The sequence below is a fragment of the Micromonospora sp. TSRI0369 genome, from assembly GCF_001905625.1.
Taxonomy (GTDB): Bacteria; Actinomycetota; Actinomycetes; order Mycobacteriales; family Micromonosporaceae; genus Micromonospora; species Micromonospora echinospora_A.
This window is the reverse complement of sequence record NZ_LIVU01000001.1, coordinates 806,819-822,321: the sequence shown is the minus strand read 5'-3', so window position 1 is coordinate 822,321 and position 15,503 is coordinate 806,819. Positions and strand designations below refer to the sequence as shown.

The window sequence follows — 15,503 nt, the reverse complement described above, 5'->3', positions numbered from 1 at the left end:
CGTCTCCTTCTCGAAGGTGGGTTCACAGACGGGCGAGGAACGGATAGACGGCGAAGCCGAGCAGGACGAACACCAGCAGCGAGCCGGGGATGTCCAACTTGCTGGTGACCCCCTCGGCACGGGCCAGGTTGTCGGTACGGATCTGGTCGCGCAGCGAGTCGGCACGGGACCGCAACGTCTCGTGCACCTGGGCGCCCTCGCTGCCGGAGGAGCGCATGATGGCGCCCACGTCGCCCAGCTCCGGGATGCCGATCCGGTCGGCCAGCTCCTGCAACTCGTCCCAGGGCGAGTGCATCTGGAGCTGGGCGAGCCGCAGCGCCTCCCGGATCCGGTCGAAGACCCAGCCGTCGCAGACCGCCGCCGCGCGTTCCAGCGACTGCACCGGGCCGTGCGCGGCGGACAGCTGCAACGCCACCAGGTCGAGGTAGGTGCAGACCGCCTGCCGGAACTCGTCCCGGGCGGCGTCGGCCTTGGCCAGGACCGCGCGGTGCGCGAGCAGCCCGGCGCCGAGCGCCAGGCCCAGGCTGGCCAGCACCGGTACGGCCACCGGCAGCGCCACCCCGCCGACGAAGAGCACTGCCGAGGCGACCGCCGGGGTGGCGAACCCGACGAGCGCGGAGAGCAGCACGGAAAGGGCGTACTGCTCGGGGGTGCGGTCGAGCAGGGCGAGCTGCCGGTGCGGTGGGCGCAGCCAGCGGGCGAACCCGCCGAGCCAGTCCGGCCCGGCGCCGGCGGCCGGGGCCTGGCCGGGCGGCTGGTGCAGCCGGCGCAGCGCCGGGCCGAGCGCCGGGGTGGCCGGCAGCGCCTCGCGTACCACCATGAACAGTCCGAGCCCGACCGCGCACCCGCCGAGCACCGCGATCGCCATCTGCCAGTTGAGGATCATGCGATCGCCTCCTCCAGGTCCGGCGCCGGCAGGAAGCGCGCGGGCCGGGGCGGCTGGCTCATCGAACGCACCCAGACCAGCAGGCCGACGAACGCCGCGCCGAGCACCGCCATCACGAGCTGGCCGGTCACTGTCCCGTAGGGACGGATGTAGTCGCTGTTCACCAGCCCGTACGCCAGCGTCGCCAGCGTCATGCCGGTGAGGAAGCGGACCGCGAACCGGGGCTGGGTGCGCTTGGCCTCGACCTCCCGCCGCGTCGCGACCTCGGCCGAGGCGGCGGTGGCGATCGACCCGAGCACGTCGCCGAGGCGCTCGCCCCGGTCGGTGAGGTGCAGGATCAGCGCGGCCACCACCTGGTCGGCGACCGGATCGGCGATCTCGTCGGCGAAGGCGAGCAGGGCGGAGCGCGCCAGCCAGCCGGCCTGGAGGCGGGCCGCGAGCGTGCGTACCTCCTCCTGGATCTCCTCCGGCGCGGTGGCGATGGTGCCGATGATGGCCTGCTGGAGCCCTTGGCCGGTGGCCGAGATGTCCTTGAGCCGACGGGTCCACTCGCCTACGGCTTCGACCCGGGCGATGGCCCGCTGCTCGGCCCGGCCCACCGCGAACAGCCACGGCACGCCCGGCACCGCGAGCGCCACCAGCAGGCCGACCACCGGCAGCCCGGTGAGCAGGAACGCCGCCGCTCCGGCGACCACCGCGGCGCCGAGCAGGAGCTGGTAGCGGCGCTGGTCGGCGCGGCTCGCGCCGGAACCGGTCCAGAGCCGGCTCAGGCCCGGCCCGTCGCCCGGTGCCGGACCCGGCGGGCGGCGGGTGCCGACGAGCGCGACCACCGTCAGCACCAGCCCGGCCACGCAGGCCGCGCCGGAGACCAGGGCGATCAGTTCGATCTGCGTCACGCCGTGCCTCCGCTCGGCCGCGCCCCGAGGCGGGTGTGCCGGGGCCGCCGCCACGCGCCCACACCGGCCTCCACGAACCGGGTGAGCAGCCGGGCGTCGTAGCCGACGCGCAGCAACTGCTCGCGGATGCGTTCGGGCAGGTGGCGGGGGACCGCGCGGCCGTCCGGCCCCGGACCGAAGACGGTAGTGGTGGTGATCCGGTTGCCCTCGCCGACGCCGATGACCTCCTCGACGTGCGAGACGAAGCGGTGCTTGCGCCCACCGATCGCGGTCTCGTCCTCGACAGTCACGTAGACGATGAGGTCGAGCGCGTTCCCGGCCATCCGGCGGGCCTGGTCGACTGTCATCTCCCGGCCGTGCGACAGCGCCAGCTCGATGATGCGTTCGCTCACCCCCGAGGGGGTACGCGCGTGGATGGTGCACATCGACCCGCGGCTCGTCGTCATCGCCTGGAGCATCGGCACGATCTCCCGGGACCGCACCTCGCCGACGATGATCCGCAGCACGCCCATCCGCAGCGACACCGGGATCAGGTCGGCGATGCTGACCTCACCCGCCGGCCGCCCGTCCGCGCCGCGCTCGCCGTGCCCCTCCCGGGACTCGAAGCTCATCACCGCCCGGTGCTTGTGCCCACGCCGGGCCGGCAGCAGTTCCCGGCTCTCCTCCAGCAGCACGTACGGCTCGTCGGCGGGGATCTCGTCCATCAGCGCCCGGATGACAGTGGTCTTCCCGGCCCCGGCGAGCCCGGCGACCATGATGTTCAACCCGGCCCGCATGGACGCGCGGAGGAAGTCGCGCAGCAGCGGGTCGATCATCTCGTCCAGGTCGGGCCGGCCGCCCGCGATGTCCTCCAGGCTCACCGCGAGCGTGTTGTGCTTGCGGATCACCGCGTACGGGCGGTGGCTGACCAGGAACACGGCGGCGAGGCGGCTGCCGTCGGGCAGTTGCAGGTCGAGCGTGGGCTTCGAGGTGGACAGCGAGCGTTCGGTGGCACCGGCCCGGCGGGCCGCCGCCTGGAGGATCTCCACCAGCTCGTCGTCGGTCTCGGCGATCGGTTCGGCCCAGTCGACGCCGCCGCCGTGCCGGGTGATGCGCACCTGGTCGCAGCCGAGGATGTGCACCTCCTCGATGCTGTCGTCGACGAGCAGCGTCTGGAGCCGGCCCAGCCCGACGAGTTCGGCTGTCACCTGGTCGAGCAGCAGCCGCTCCTCGTCCGCTGCCATCGGCGTGCCGGACCGGCGTACCGAGTCGGCGTACGCGGAGACCACCGTGACGGCCAGCCGGGCGCGCTCGACCTCCTCGGCGTCGGGGTCGAACTCGCGTCCGCGCTGCCAGTGGGTGAGCCGTTCGCTCAGCTCCCGGCGCAGCTCGCGGACCACAGCGAAGTCGATCCGGGGGCGCGGCGGCGGTGCCGGGGGCGCGGCGGGGAGTGGGCCGGGGACGTGGTGCCGGCCGTTCGGCGGCGCCAGCGGCGGGACCGTGGAGACGACGCCGGGCTGCTGCCCGCGCGGGTCGTGGGAGACCGGCTCAAACCGCACCGGACACCCCCGGCACGCTCGGCGCGGTCACCGCGTGCGGTGTGTTCGCACCCGGCCAGGCGAGCCGGGCCCGCCGCCGGTCCAGCAGCGCCCGGACCGGCACCTCCAGGGCGCCGGCCGCGCGCATCAGCGGCCGGTTCGCGCGTACGGTGCCGCCGTGGCCGAGCACCTCGGCGGTACGCGGGTCGTGCGGCAGGCGGGCGATCACCGGTAGCCGCAGCGCCTTGCTGATCTCGCTGGTGCCGTGCCCGTCGCCGACCACGAGCAGCCGCAGCGTGCCCGGCGGTACGCGGTGCTCGGTGAGGTCCCGTTCGATCGCCCGGGCGGTGGCCCGGGTGGCGGAGAGGTCGGGCAGGTTCGCCCGGGTCACCAGCAGCACCACGGTGGCGGCCCGGAGCAGCGGCCACGGTGGACCGCCGACGGCCAGACGACCGCAGTCGACGAGCACGTCGTAGGGCGGTTCGCCCCGCTCCAGCCCGGTGAAGTAGTCGGCGAAGCGCTGCCAGAGCGGGATCACACTGCCGGCCTGGGCCGGGTCCACCACGCCGGGTAGCAGCAGCCGCTCGCGCCGGGGCGCGTCCAGGTCGACCAGCTGGGACCAGAATGTCTGCTCCAGGCTGCCGTCGCGCAGCTCGCCCACCGCCAGCTCGCCGATGCCGCGCGGGCCGTCCAGGGCCCCGCCGAGGTAGCCGGCGAGGATCGAGCCGCCCGCCGGGTCGCACTCGGCCAGCACGAGCCGTCGATGCCAGCTCAACGCGGCGGCGAGCGCCGCGGTGGTGACGCCCGGCGAACCCTTCGCCGAGACCAGGGCGATGATCGCCATCAGGCCGCCTCGGTGAGCACGAGCGCGATCCGGTCGTCGGCGGCGAGCGCCACGACCGCGGGCACGTCCCGCACGGCCAGCGCCAGGTAGACCACCACGTCCCCGTTCTGCGGCGTGGCGGTGTCGATCACGGTGCCCTCGAACCGGGTTCCGCCGCCGCGGGACGCGTCGGAGCCGTTCGTGGCGTTGCTCGGCGTGCTGACGAGCAGCACCTTGTCGCCGGGGTTCAGCTTGCGGGCCGGCACCTGCTCGGGTTCCAGTCCGAGCGCGATCTGCTGCTGCCCGGCACCGAGCAGCGGAGCCTCGGTGAGCTGCGCCTCGGTGAGCAGCGTGCCCGGGGTGAGCCGGACGGCCGCCCGCAGTCCCAGCACCTCGTTCATCCGGTCGGCGGGCACCGGCTGGAGTTCCCGGCCGCCGGAGACGCGCACCGGCACCAGGTCGTCGGCGGTGAGTTGCCGGCCCACGTCGACGGGCCGGGCCACGGCCAGGTACGTGCCGGTGGAGCGGACCGAGGTGACCGCGAACGCCGCGCCCAGCCCGCCGAGGGCGATCAGCAGGATCGCCAGGCCGAGCAGGCCGGGCCGGACACGTCGCTGCCGGACCACCTTCGGCGGCGCGACCGGCGCCTCCATCGGGGTTCCGTTGCGGGCTGCCACCACACTCATCGGGTCACCACCTGAAGCTCGTTGATCTGTACCGGGATGACGCCGCTGGACCGGCTCTGGGCGATCACGCCGCTCTCCCCGCCGCCGGACCACTCGACTGTCCAGAACGTGGTGGCGCTCACCTGGTAGGTGTCGGCCTTCGGATAGCCCGCGTCGAGACCGCAGTCCGGCGAGGTGGAGCCGGCCCGCGGCCCGTCGGCCCGGTACGGCGTACCCGGTCCGTGGCAGGTGACGTCGATGTCGTCGGACATGTGCCAGACGATCCGGTCCACCCGGGCGGTGATCCGGACGGTCAGCCCGCGGTCCGAGGCGGAGGCGTTCAGCGGCCCGAAGTACGCCTCGCCCGGGCTGGCCCACATCCAGACCGGCAGCCCGACCAGGCCCGGTCCCTGACTGCGCCGGGGCGCGACCGAGGCGCGGGGCGGGAGCAGCGAGATCGAGGCCAGCGCGCGCCGGGCCAGCTCCTCCGGGTCCGGCGGCGCGCCGTAGCCGGGCGGCGGGGCGTCGAGAAGCGCACGCCGGATGCTGCCGAGGTCGCCGCCGTTGCAGGTGAGCTGGTACCACTGCTGGCCGGGCGGCGCCTCGCCCTGCGGCTCCTCGAGCTTGTAGTAGCAGCCGTCGGCGTTGTTGAACCAACCGAGGACCTCGTGGTAGCAGGGGATGACCCGGCCATTCCACTGGCACTTCGGCGCGCCGCCGCCGTTGCCACCGCCGCCGTTGTCCCCGCCACCGCCCGGTCCGCCCGGTCCGCCGGGGGTGCCCGGGTCGTCGTCCCACACGTCGCAGTCGGTCTGCTCGGGCGGGCACGAGCCACCGGGGTCGGCGGCACGCGCGGGCGCGCCGGTGAGCGTCAGCAGCGCGGCGAGGCCGGCGGCGAGCAGCAGCCGGCGGAGCGTCCCGGCCCGGGGCTGGCGGGCCGGGACACCCCTTCCTCCCCAGGTCAGCACGGCTGGTCCTGGTGTGCGGCGCCGCCGTTGATCAACCACCGGCCGTCCGGGAAGCGGGCCGCTGTGGCGGTGGCGAGGTAGCGCCCGCCGCGGGTGCCCGGCACGGCCTTGCGGTCCTTGGCGTAGACGAGCCGGTAGCCGCTCGCGTCCAGGCAGTCCTGGATCTCGACGGTGGGCGGGCGGGCGGTCAGGTCGACCGAGACCACAGTGGGATCGGAGACCAGTTTCCCGGTACGCATCGCGCCGTGCTCCTTCGCGTCGAGAATTGCCATTCGCACCCGGGTCAGCAGCGGATCAGCCAGAAAACGGGCCAGAGCGGGATGGGACGGATCGCTTCGGGCGCTCGCCGCCCGGGACGCGTCGAGATAGCCGGAATACGCGGCAAGCGCCGCCTTTTCGGCTTCCTTCTCCGCCTCGGCGGAATGGGTGGCGGGGGCGGCGGCGCGGCCGGTGAGCGGGCGGGTGGCCGCCTCCGGCTCGGTGCCGCAGCCGGTCGCGCCGACCGCCAGCGCGAGGCTGAGCAGGTAGGTTTCCCATCGGCGGGATTGCCGTGTGCGCAACGCCGATCCCTCCTCGGTGCCGGCCCGGGGCGATCACGCCGACCCGCTCCGGGCATGCGGAAGCGCGCCCGGAACTGTCACTCCGGGCCCCCGTCGCCACCACTGGTATTGACCTGTACTGATCGCTGCGGACTCTGTGCCCTGACTCCTCCGACGCCAATTGATCGGGGTTGCGTCGTACCCAAGGGGCGAGCATAAGCTCACGTCCGCCGATGCAACAGAGGCAATTCACGTGAACACGGTGAGTGAAGACGGGAGGTGGTGGCCGGTGTGTGTCGTCACGATGACGAGCGGGCTTTCGGTGGGCTCCGGCCCGGCGGGCGTGTGCTCACCCGTACGCGCCGCGCGGGTGCCGACGAGCCGTCGGTATGGGTGGGGAGCGTGCCGCTCGTCCGATCCGTCCCGTCGTCCACCCGGTCCGGGGTCCCGGTGCGCTCCGGCCCGCCGCGCGTCGCGTCGCACGCCGGTCCGGGTCCCACCCGTCACATGTGGACGGACCAAGAGTCACTCTGCGTGCTCCACGACGGAACCGTGGGCAACCGGACGGGGGAGCCGGCGTGACCACTGAACGGGTACGGCGTACCGGACCGGTGGCCGAGGTCCGCCGTCCGGTCGTCCGGCTGCTTGCCGCCCTCGCGGTCGTACCGCTGCTCCGGCTGGCGGTGGCGCGTTACGCCGTACCCCCGGATTCTCCGGACCGCGCGGCCTGCGACGGCTGCGCCGCCCCGATCGGGCTGGACCGGCCACTGCCGGCGCTCGGGCCCGGCGCCCGCTGCCCGGTCTGCCGGGCCCGGATCGGCGCGGCCCCGGCCGTGGTCGAGGTGGCGTTGCTGCTCGCGATGGCCGTGCCGGTGCTCGCCGGTGGCGTGCCCGCCGCGCGCCTGGCGCTCGCCTGGTGGCTGCTCTGGGCGGTGCCGATGACGATCGTGGACGCGATGGCGCACCGGCTGCCCGACCGGCTCACCTGGCCGGCGGCGGCCGGCGCGTGGGCGCTGCTCGGGGTGGCCGCGCTGACCGGCCCGGGCGCGGACCCGTGGATCCGCGCCACAGTCGCCGCTCTGGCGCTCGGCGGCGGCTTCGCCGCGACCACGCTGCTGCTCGGGCGGCGCGGTTTCGGCCTCGGCGACGCCAAGCTGGCCCTCGGCGCGGGTGCGCTGCTCGGCTGGTACGGCTGGCCGGTGCTGGTGGCCGGTCTGGTGCTCGCGCTCGTCCTCGCCGGGCTGGCCGGGGTGGCGCTGCTCGCCGCCCGGCGGGTCCGCTGGACCGGGCACCTGCCGTTCGGGCCGTTCCTGGTGCTCGGCACCGCCGCCACGCTGGTGCTCGTCACCGTGTGATCGGCCACCCGCAGGTGCGAGCGGGGGTCGCCACGGGTATCGGAGTCCCAGCCGCCTCCCAGCCGGGTCTGGTTCGGTGGCGGTCCAGGCTTCGGACTCGGGAGGGCACGTGTCGCACGGCGACGACGGTTGGCGGATCCGGCGCACCAGCGCGGACCTGGACCGGCTGGGTGAGACCGAGTCGATCTTCGCGCTCGCGAACGGCTGGGTGGGCTGGCGCGGGACGCTCGACGAGGGCGAGCCGTGCGGCATGCCGGGCAGCTACCTCAACGGGTTCCACGAGCAGCACGAGCTGAGCTACCCGGAGAGCGGATACGCCTTCCCCGAGCGCAGCGACACGGTGATCAGCGCCCCGAATGCCGCCCTGATCCGGCTCTGGGTCGACGACGAGCCGCTCGACCTGCGTACCGGCACGATCCGGCGGCACCACCAGGAGCTGGACCTGCGCGCCGGCGTGGTCCGCCGGGAGACCGAGTGGATCTCGCCGGGCGGCCGGGGCGTCCGCGTCCGCAGCACCCGGGTGGTCTCACTGACCCGTCGTCCGGTCGCCGCCGTCGACTGGACGGTCGAGCCGCTGGACGAGCCGGTCCGGCTGCGGGTCGGCGCCGACCTGCTCGCCAACCAGCGGGTGCCGGAACGCGCCGACGACCCGCGGGCCGCCTCGGTGATCCACGATCCGCTCACCGGCGAGATCCGCCGCGACGACGGCCTCGACGGTGTGCTGGTGCACCGGACCGGGCGCAGCGGCCAGCGGGTCGCCGTCGGCGTCGCGAACCGGGTCGAGGCCCCCGACGAGATCGCCACCGACACCGAGCTGACCGCCGACCGGTTCCGGCTGGCGCTGTCCGGCCCGGTACGCCCCGGCGAGCGGATCCGGGTCACCCGGTTCGCCACGTACGAGTGCGCGGAGGTCGACGGCACCCCGCCCGGTGAGCTGGCCGACCTGGTCGTCGCGGAGGCGGACGCGGCCCGGGCCGACGGATTCGACGCCCTGCTCGCCGAGCAGCGCGCCACGCTGGACGCCGCGTGGGCCACCGCCGACGTCGAGCTGGACGGTGACCCGGAGCTGCAACTCGCGGTGCGGTTCTCGGTGTTCCACCTGCTCCAGGCGGGGCGCGCCGACGGTGACCGGACCATCCCGGCGAAGGGGCTGACCGGCAACGGCTACGACGGGCACGTGCTCTGGGACACCGAGGGCTACGTGCTGCCGGTGCTGACGTACCTGAGGCCGGAGCTGGCCCGCTCGGCGCTGCGCTGGCGGCACGCCCACCTGCCCGAGGCCCGGGAGCGCGCGGCCGAGCTGCGCCTGACCGGCGCCACCTACCCGTGGCGGACACTCAGCGGCCGGGAGTGCTCCGGCTACTGGCCGGCCGGCAGCGCGGGTCTGCACGTCAACGCGGACATCGCGGACGCGATCCTGCGGTACGTGGCGGCCACCGGCGACACCGCGTTCCTCGCCGAGTGCGGCGCCGAGGTGCTGATCGAGACCGCCCGGCTGTGGCACGGCTACGGCCACTTCGACGACGGCGGCGCGTTCCACCTGACCGGCGTCACCGGGCCGGACGAGTACTCCGCGCTCGTCGACGACAACGTCTTCACCAACCTGATGGCGCGGCGCAACCTGCGAGGGGCCGCCGACGCCGCGGAGGACTGCCCCGAGGTCGCCGCCCGGCTCGGTGTCGACGCCGCCGAGGTGGCCGGCTGGCGGGCCGCCGCCGACGCGGTGTGCGTCCCGTACGACGGCAAGCGCGGCGTGCACGAGCAGTCGGCCGGTTTCACCGCGCAGCCGGAGTGGGACTTCGCCGGCACCGGCGAGGCGGACTATCCGCTGCTGCTGCACTTCCCCTACCAGGAGCTGTACCGCAAGCAGGTGGTCAAGCAGGCCGACCTGGTGCTGGCCATGCTGCGCTGCCCGGGGGAGTTCACCGCCGAGGAGAAGACGCGCAACGTCGCCTACTACGAGGCGCGGACCGTCCGGGACTCGTCGCTGTCGGCGTCCGCGCAGGCGATCCTCGCCGCCGAGGTCGGGCACCTCGACCTGGCGTACGACCTGTTCGCCGAGACGGCGTTGCAGGACCTCGCCGACCTGGGCGACAAGACCGCCGACGGGCTGCACCTGGCGTCCCTGGCCGGCGCCTGGCTGGTGGTGGCGCAGGGCTTCGGCGGGCTGCGCGACGACCGGGGCGTGCTCTCCTTCGACCCGCGGCTACCAGGGCGGATCACCCGGCTGGTGTTCCACCTGCGCCGGCACGGGCACCGGCTGCGGGTCACGCTCACCGAGGGGGCGGCCCGCTACGAGCTGCCGGACGCCGGTCCGGGCGACGCGGTCGAGCTGTGGCACAACGGCGAACAGCTCCGGGTCACCGGCGACGGGCCGGTCACCCGGCCGATGCCGCCGGTGCCCGACCCCGGCCCGGAGCCGCAGGCCCCGCCCGGCCGCCGTCCCGAACGACGCGCTCAGGAGGAGGCGGGCGGCGACGACTGAGCCGGCAGGCCGGACATCCGCGCGACGACCTCCTCCAGCGCCTCGAACGCGTACGCCCAGTTGTGGCACTTGAAGCTGCGCAACCCGGTGATCGGAGTACGGCAGTCGGCACAGTGGACACCCGGGATCGCGTCCGGCACCTCGGTGTTCACGTACTTGCGTTCGCCGAGGATCACCCGGGCGATCATCGTGCGGTCGTGCACGCCGTGCAGCGCGGACGCGACGATGTCGTACCAGGTCGCCCGCCGCCCGCACTTCGGGCAGTCCGGGTTGTCGCCGCTGACCCACAGCGGAGCGCCGATGCTGCGCGCCGGCATGTTCAGCAGCTTCTCCAGCCGCCGCACGTCCGCCTCCGGGGTGGTCCACCGGTGCCGCCCCGGCAGCGAGGCGGGCGAGTCGTAGACGGCGCGGAACACCACCGGATCGACCTCCACTGTCTCCCGTCCACCTGTCATCGGTACCTCCTCGCGACGGCGTGTCCCCCCGTCGTACCAGGTGGACGGCGGGATCGGCCGGATCATCGACACGACGGGTCAGCGGTGTGTCGCCCAGAGTGCTAGACAACGAGGCGTGACGGAGGCTGAGAACCGACCCAATGTCGCCCGGATGTACGACTACTACCTGGGCGGCTGCCACAACTTCGCCGCCGACCGTGCCGCCGCCGAGGAGATCCTGAGGATCTTCCCGGACACCGGGGTCGCCGCGCAGAGCAACCGCGCGTTCCTGCGCCGGGTCGTGCGCTGGGCAGCCGAGCAGGGCATACGTCAGTTCCTCGACATCGGCGCCGGCCTGCCCACGCAGGGCAACGTGCACGAGGTGGTCCGCGCGATCCGCCCCGACGCCCGGGTGGTCTACGTCGACCACGACGAGGTGGCGGTCGCGTACGCCCGGCGGCTGCTGCCCGTCGACGGCCGCACCGTGGTGCTCCGGGGTGACCTGCGGCGCCCCGGCGAGTTGCTGGCCGATCCGACGCTGCGGGCCACCATCGACCTGACCGAGCCGGTGGCGGTGCTGCTGCTCGCGGTGCTGCACTTCGTGCCGGACGCCGACGACCCGTACGCGGCGGTGGCGACGCTGCGCGACGCCACCGTGCCGGACAGTGTGCTCGCGTTGTCCCACCTCACGCTGGACGGCCTGCCGACGCTGCCCACCGAGCAGGGCACCGCGATCTACCGCCGCAGCAGCTCACCGCTGGTGCCCCGCACCCGCGACCAGGTGGCCCGCTTCCTCGACGGGTACGAGCTTGTCGATCCGGGCCTGGTCAAGGTGGCCCAGTGGCGGCCCGACGGCGAGCCGCAGGCCGCGGTGTCGCACGGCTACGGCGGGGTGGGCGTCCGCCGCTGAGGGCGGTCGGTCCAGCGCAGTTCCTCCGGCGATCGTCGCACGATCGCGTGCTCACCGGCGCAGCGTCGTTTCCCGGGTCATGCGGGACAGCTTCTCCGGGTTGCGCACCGCGTAGAGGCCGCTGATCCGGCCGTCGTCGAGGCGTACCGCGACGACGGTGTCCAGCTCGCCGTCGAGGCGTACCAGCAGCGCCGGGTAGCCGTTGACCTGCACCGGCTCCATCGACGCCACCGCCGCGATCCGGTGCCATCCGCCGGCCAGCAGCCGGGCCACCTTGTCGCCGCCGGTGACCGGACGGGCGAGCGCCTGCTTGATCCCGCCGCCGTCGCCGACCAGCACCGCGTCCGGGGCCAGGGCGCGGAGCAGCCCGTCCAGGTCGCCGGTCTCGACCGCCCGCCGGAACGCGTCGAGGGCGTCGCGGGCCTCGGCCGCCGGGACGGTACGCCGGGGGCGGCGCGCCGCGACGTGGGCCCGCGCCCGGTGCGCGATCTGCCGCACGGCGACGGGAGTCCGCTCGACCGTCTCGGCGATCTCGTCGTAGCCGACGTCGAACACCTCACGCAGCACGAACACGGCCCGCTCGGTCGGTGTGAGCGTCTCCAGCACCAGCAGCATCGCCATCGACACGCTCTCGGCCAGCGCCACGTCGTCTGCCACGTCGGGCGCGGTGAGCAGCGGCTCGGGCAGCCACGACCCGACGTAGGACTCCTTGCGCCGGCCCAGCGTGCGCAGCCGGGACAGCGCCTGGCGGGTGGTGATCCGCACCAGGTAAGCGCGCCGGTCCCGCACCTCGCCGAGGTCGACACCGGCCCAGCGCAGCCAGGTCTCCTGCACCACGTCCTCCGCGTCGGCCGCCGAGCCGAGCATCTCGTACGCGACGGTGAAGAGCAGGTTGCGGTGCGCGAGAAAGTCCTCGGTGGCCTGGTCCGCCATGACTGGCTCCTCCGCTGTCCGGCTGCGCTCCCCACCAGACGCCGCCCGCCGCCGCCGTGTGACATCGGGTCGCTGTGGTGGTCCTCACCCGGCGTCGCCGTCACGCCGAAGCGGTTCCCGGCATCTCGTGTTCGTCCGACACCACCGAAGCAGAGAGGCCGCAACCCATGCAGACCCGATTCAACCTGTTCGAGAACCCGGTCTCGGCCACGTTCATGAAGCGTTTCGCCGGCGCGGGCCTGGCGATCCACCAGTCGTCGCTGCCCCGCACCGTCCAGGAGCTGGTGTCGCTGCGGGCCAGCCAGATCAACGGCTGCGGCTGGTGCATCGACATGCACACCAAGGAGGCGGTGGCCGGGGGCGAGAGCGCGGTCCGGCTGAACCTGGTCGCCGCCTGGCGCGAGTCGACAGTGTTCACCGACGCCGAGCGGGCGGCGCTGGCGTTCGCCGAGGAGGGCACCCGGCTCGCCGACGCCCATCAGGGCGTGTCCGACGAGACGTGGGCGCAGGTGTGCGAGCACTACGACGACGACCAGATCGCCGCGCTGGTGTGCCTGCTCGGGCTGATCAACGCGGCGAACCGGTTCGCGGTGCTCGTGCACCAGCGCGGCGGCTCGTACGAGCCGGGCATGTTCGCGGCGGCGATGAGCTGAACGCCGCGGCGGCGGTCCGGCCCGGTCGTCCCGGGCCGGACCGCCCCCGGAAAACGCGGCGACACCCGTGATCCCCTGCGGCCATACTGCTCGCCATGAAGATTGCGGAGGCCCTTGCGCTGCGGGCGGATGCGGCGCGACGCGCCGAACAGCTCCGTGCCCGCATCACCGCGAGCGCCCGCTACCAGGAGGGCGAGACGCCCGCCGAGGACGCCTCGGCGCTGCTCGTCGAGGCGGCCGGGGTGCTCGGTGAGCTGGAGACGCTGATCCGGCGGATCAACCGGACGAACGCCGCGACTGTCGTGGACGGTGGCACCCTGACCGACGCGCTCGCGCGTCGCGACGTGCTGCGCCTGCGGCACGGCGTGGTCACCGCCGCGGCGGACGCCGCCGCGGGCGAGGGCCAGCGCGGCTACCGTCAGCTCCGGTCGGAGCTGAAGATGGTTCCGGCGTTGCCGGTGGCGGAGCTGCGCCGGCAGGCCGACGAGCTGGCCCGGCAGATCCGCGAGGTGGACACCACGATCCAGCGGACGAACTGGGAGGTCGACCTGCTGGACTGACGAGTCGCGGAGCAGGTAGCCGACGTGGAGGCGTGCACGCCCCCGAGAGCCGGCGGGCAATCCGGCTCACTCCTGGCGCGCCGAGGGCAGGCGCAGGGGTTCGACTCCCCGGCATACAACGCATGCCCAGCACAGGACACAGGTGACGGCGCACAGGGCACGGCACACCACCAGGTGCAGATCCACGACGGTGAGGGTGGGACAGGGGACTTCCGCGACTCGTCCCAGGCGTCATCGCAGGTTCCAGAAGAACGACCGGACGTCGTCGACGAACAGGTCCGGCACCTCCAGCGCGGCGAAGTGACCGCCCCGGTCGAACTCGCTCCACTGCCGGATCGTGTACGTCAGCTCGGCGATCGGGCGGACGGACCGGGTGATGTCGTGCGCGAACACGGCCACCGCGATCGGCGGCGGGCAGGGCGCGGGCGGGCCACCGAACGCGCTCTCCCGCACCAGCCGCGCCGACGACGCGGCGGTGCCGGTGAACCAGTAGACCGAGACGTCGGTGAGGATGCGATCCACGCTGACAGTGGAGCGCGGGTCGGCCCACTCGGTGAACTTCTCGGCGATCCACGCGAGCTGCCCGACGGGTGAGTCGTGCAGCGCGTACGAGACGGTCTGCGGGCGGCTGGCGTAGAGCACCTGGTGCGGGTGGCGCTGCGCCTTGAGCCGCATGATCCGGGCGAGCCGGTCCCGGTCGTCGTCGGACAGGCCGGCCTCGCCGGTCCAGCCGGGCGGCGGGGGCGTGGGCAGGTAGTTGAGGTGCACGCCGACGACGTGTTCCCTGTCGATGCCGCCCAGCCGGGTGGAGATCACCGAGCCCCAGTCGCCGCCCTGGGCGCCGTACCGCCGGTAGCCGAGCCGGCGCATCAGCTCGGCCCAGGCGCGGGCGACCCGGTCGACGTCCCAGCCGCGTTCCCGGGTCGGGCCGGAGAAGCCGAATCCGGGGATCGACGGTACGACCAGGTGGAACTGCTCGGACAGCGGGCCGAGCACGTCGAGGAACTCCACGATCGAGCCGGGCCAGCCGTGGGTGAGGATCAGCGGCAGCGCGTCCGGGTCGGCGGCCCGTACGTGCAGGAAGTGGATGTTCTGCCCGTCGATGGTGGTGGTGAACTGCGGATACCGGTTCAGTTCGGCTTCGGCCGCCCGCCAGTCGTACGCGGTGCGCCAGTATTCGGCCAGCTCGCGTACCCGGGCCAGCGGAATGCCGTAGTCCCACCCGGCGCCTGGTAGCTCGTCGGGCCAGCGGGTGCGGGCGAGGCGGTCGGCCAGGTCGTCGAGGTCGGCCTGGGGGACGCGGACTCGGAACGGTTCGATCACGGCTGCCGCCTTTCGTTGGTGCCACAAACGTTAGGGCAACCAACGGTAGCGCAGATCGTTGGGGCCGCCAACGTTTCCGGTTAGGGTGGGCACGTGGAGAACCCGGAGCCGGACCTCGTACCGACCCGCCTGGCCGGCCTGCCGAGCTGGCTGATCACCCAGACCGCCGTACGCGCCGGCCGGCTGGTCGCCGACGGGCTGGCGGCGGCCGACGCGCGGGGCTACCACTTCCGGCTGCTCGCCACGCTCGACGAGTTCGGCCCGGCCAGCCAGGCGGCGCTCGGCCGGCGCAGCGGTATCCACGTCAGCGACGTGGTGGCCGCACTCAACGAACTCGCCGAGCGGGAGTTCGTCGTCCGCTCACCGGACCCGGCCGACCGGCGGCGCAACGTCGTCACCATCACCGCCGCCGGGCGGCGGCAGTTGCGGCGGCTGGAGAAGCGCCTCGCCGCCGTCCAGGACGAGTTGCTCGCCCCACTGTCGGCCGACGAGCGCGCGGACCTGACCCGGCTGCTCGCGCGGGTGCTGGCCCACCACACCCGTCCATCCGTCTGAT

Annotated in this window: 16 protein-coding genes; 6 read left to right on the top strand and 10 right to left on the bottom strand. The window is 73.9% G+C overall.

From position 1 onward, the window contains the following. Positions 1-22 precede the first annotated feature (22 nt). From AMK25_RS04020 to AMK25_RS03990, 7 genes are read right to left on the bottom strand one after another with little or no spacing between them, the layout of a single operon-like run. Positions 23-886 carry a type II secretion system F family protein gene (locus tag AMK25_RS04020; protein ID WP_083664606.1) on the bottom strand — a complete coding sequence of 288 codons (864 nt, stop codon included), beginning with the start codon at positions 884-886 and terminating at the stop codon, positions 23-25. Continuing rightward, positions 883-1,836 carry a type II secretion system F family protein gene (locus tag AMK25_RS04015; protein WP_443189897.1) on the bottom strand — a complete coding sequence of 318 codons (954 nt, stop codon included), beginning with the start codon at positions 1,834-1,836 and terminating at the stop codon, positions 883-885. The genes AMK25_RS04020 and AMK25_RS04015 overlap by 4 nt, the downstream gene beginning before the upstream one ends. Continuing rightward, positions 1,779-3,320: a CpaF family protein gene (locus tag AMK25_RS04010; RefSeq protein WP_073826661.1), complete on the bottom strand. Its 1,542-nt coding sequence runs from the start codon at positions 3,318-3,320 to the stop codon at positions 1,779-1,781. Before AMK25_RS04010 ends, AMK25_RS04015 begins: the two co-directional genes overlap by 58 nt. Further along, on the bottom strand, positions 3,310-4,143 hold the full coding sequence (locus AMK25_RS04005; protein WP_073826659.1) for a hypothetical protein: 834 nt from the start codon (positions 4,141-4,143) through the stop codon (positions 3,310-3,312). The genes AMK25_RS04010 and AMK25_RS04005 overlap by 11 nt, the downstream gene beginning before the upstream one ends. Next, positions 4,143-4,808, bottom strand: a complete 666-nt coding sequence (locus tag AMK25_RS04000; protein ID WP_073826655.1) for an SAF domain-containing protein — start codon at positions 4,806-4,808, stop codon at positions 4,143-4,145. The genes AMK25_RS04005 and AMK25_RS04000 overlap by 1 nt, the downstream gene beginning before the upstream one ends. Next, positions 4,805-5,755 carry a hypothetical protein gene (locus AMK25_RS03995; RefSeq protein ID WP_073826652.1) on the bottom strand — a complete coding sequence of 317 codons (951 nt, stop codon included), beginning with the start codon at positions 5,753-5,755 and terminating at the stop codon, positions 4,805-4,807. The genes AMK25_RS04000 and AMK25_RS03995 overlap by 4 nt, the downstream gene beginning before the upstream one ends. Then, complete coding sequence (locus AMK25_RS03990) at positions 5,749-6,315, bottom strand: hypothetical protein (RefSeq protein WP_073826649.1); 567 nt, start codon at positions 6,313-6,315, stop codon at positions 5,749-5,751. The genes AMK25_RS03995 and AMK25_RS03990 overlap by 7 nt, the downstream gene beginning before the upstream one ends. A gap of 557 nt (positions 6,316-6,872) precedes the next feature. Between AMK25_RS03990 and AMK25_RS03985 the strand changes: the two genes are divergently transcribed. Both AMK25_RS03985 and AMK25_RS03980 read left to right on the top strand, forming a co-directional pair. Further along, on the top strand, positions 6,873-7,649 hold the full coding sequence (locus AMK25_RS03985) for a prepilin peptidase (RefSeq protein ID WP_073826645.1): 777 nt from the start codon (positions 6,873-6,875) through the stop codon (positions 7,647-7,649). A 109-nt stretch (positions 7,650-7,758) separates the two neighbouring features. Further along, positions 7,759-10,134: a glycoside hydrolase family 65 protein gene (locus AMK25_RS03980; protein WP_073826642.1), complete on the top strand. Its 2,376-nt coding sequence runs from the start codon at positions 7,759-7,761 to the stop codon at positions 10,132-10,134. Here the strand turns inward: AMK25_RS03980 and AMK25_RS03975 are convergent. Further along, positions 10,107-10,589: a hypothetical protein gene (locus AMK25_RS03975; RefSeq protein ID WP_073827071.1), complete on the bottom strand. Its 483-nt coding sequence runs from the start codon at positions 10,587-10,589 to the stop codon at positions 10,107-10,109. The two genes, AMK25_RS03980 and AMK25_RS03975, sit on opposite strands and share 28 nt — an antisense overlap. Before the next feature lie 115 nt (positions 10,590-10,704). Here AMK25_RS03975 and AMK25_RS03970 point away from each other — a divergent pair, with 115 nt between their 5' ends. Then, entirely contained in the window at positions 10,705-11,478 is a 774-nt protein-coding gene (locus tag AMK25_RS03970; RefSeq protein ID WP_073826639.1) for an SAM-dependent methyltransferase, read from the top strand. Positions 11,479-11,529: 51 nt separating this feature from the next. Here the strand turns inward: AMK25_RS03970 and AMK25_RS03965 are convergent, their stop codons facing one another. Further along, entirely contained in the window at positions 11,530-12,411 is an 882-nt protein-coding gene (locus AMK25_RS03965) for an RNA polymerase sigma-70 factor (RefSeq protein ID WP_073826636.1), read from the bottom strand. Positions 12,412-12,578: 167 nt separating this feature from the next. On the opposite strand from AMK25_RS03965, the gene AMK25_RS03960 reads away from it, so the two are divergent. Both AMK25_RS03960 and AMK25_RS03955 read left to right on the top strand, forming a co-directional pair. Beyond that, positions 12,579-13,064 (top strand): carboxymuconolactone decarboxylase family protein, encoded by a 486-nt coding sequence (locus AMK25_RS03960; protein WP_073826633.1) that lies wholly within the window; start codon positions 12,579-12,581, stop codon positions 13,062-13,064. Between the two features lie 95 nt (positions 13,065-13,159). Continuing rightward, entirely contained in the window at positions 13,160-13,624 is a 465-nt protein-coding gene (locus AMK25_RS03955; protein ID WP_064448468.1) for a DIP1984 family protein, read from the top strand. 231 nt (positions 13,625-13,855) lie between these two features. Here the strand turns inward: AMK25_RS03955 and AMK25_RS03950 are convergent, their stop codons facing one another. Next, entirely contained in the window at positions 13,856-14,947 is a 1,092-nt protein-coding gene (locus AMK25_RS03950; RefSeq protein ID WP_073826630.1) for an epoxide hydrolase family protein, read from the bottom strand. A 93-nt stretch (positions 14,948-15,040) separates the two neighbouring features. On the opposite strand from AMK25_RS03950, the gene AMK25_RS03945 reads away from it, so the two are divergent. Next, entirely contained in the window at positions 15,041-15,502 is a 462-nt protein-coding gene (locus AMK25_RS03945) for a MarR family winged helix-turn-helix transcriptional regulator (protein ID WP_073826627.1), read from the top strand. Position 15,503: the final 1 nt, after the last annotated feature.

What these genes read in the sequence shown, in the direction of transcription:
- AMK25_RS04020 (WP_083664606.1), bottom strand. Translation starts at nt 886, where the DNA reads ATGATCCTCAACTGGCAGATGGCGATCGCGGTGCTCGGCGGGTGCGCG.
- AMK25_RS04005 (WP_073826659.1), bottom strand. Translation starts at nt 4,143, where the DNA reads ATGGCGATCATCGCCCTGGTCTCGGCGAAGGGTTCGCCGGGCGTCACC.
- AMK25_RS04000 (WP_073826655.1), bottom strand. Translation starts at nt 4,808, where the DNA reads ATGAGTGTGGTGGCAGCCCGCAACGGAACCCCGATGGAGGCGCCGGTC.
- AMK25_RS03975 (WP_073827071.1), bottom strand. Translation starts at nt 10,589, where the DNA reads ATGACAGGTGGACGGGAGACAGTGGAGGTCGATCCGGTGGTGTTCCGC.
- AMK25_RS03965 (WP_073826636.1), bottom strand. Translation starts at nt 12,411, where the DNA reads ATGGCGGACCAGGCCACCGAGGACTTTCTCGCGCACCGCAACCTGCTC.
- AMK25_RS03960 (WP_073826633.1), top strand. Translation starts at nt 12,579, where the DNA reads ATGCAGACCCGATTCAACCTGTTCGAGAACCCGGTCTCGGCCACGTTC.
- AMK25_RS03955 (WP_064448468.1), top strand. Translation starts at nt 13,160, where the DNA reads ATGAAGATTGCGGAGGCCCTTGCGCTGCGGGCGGATGCGGCGCGACGC.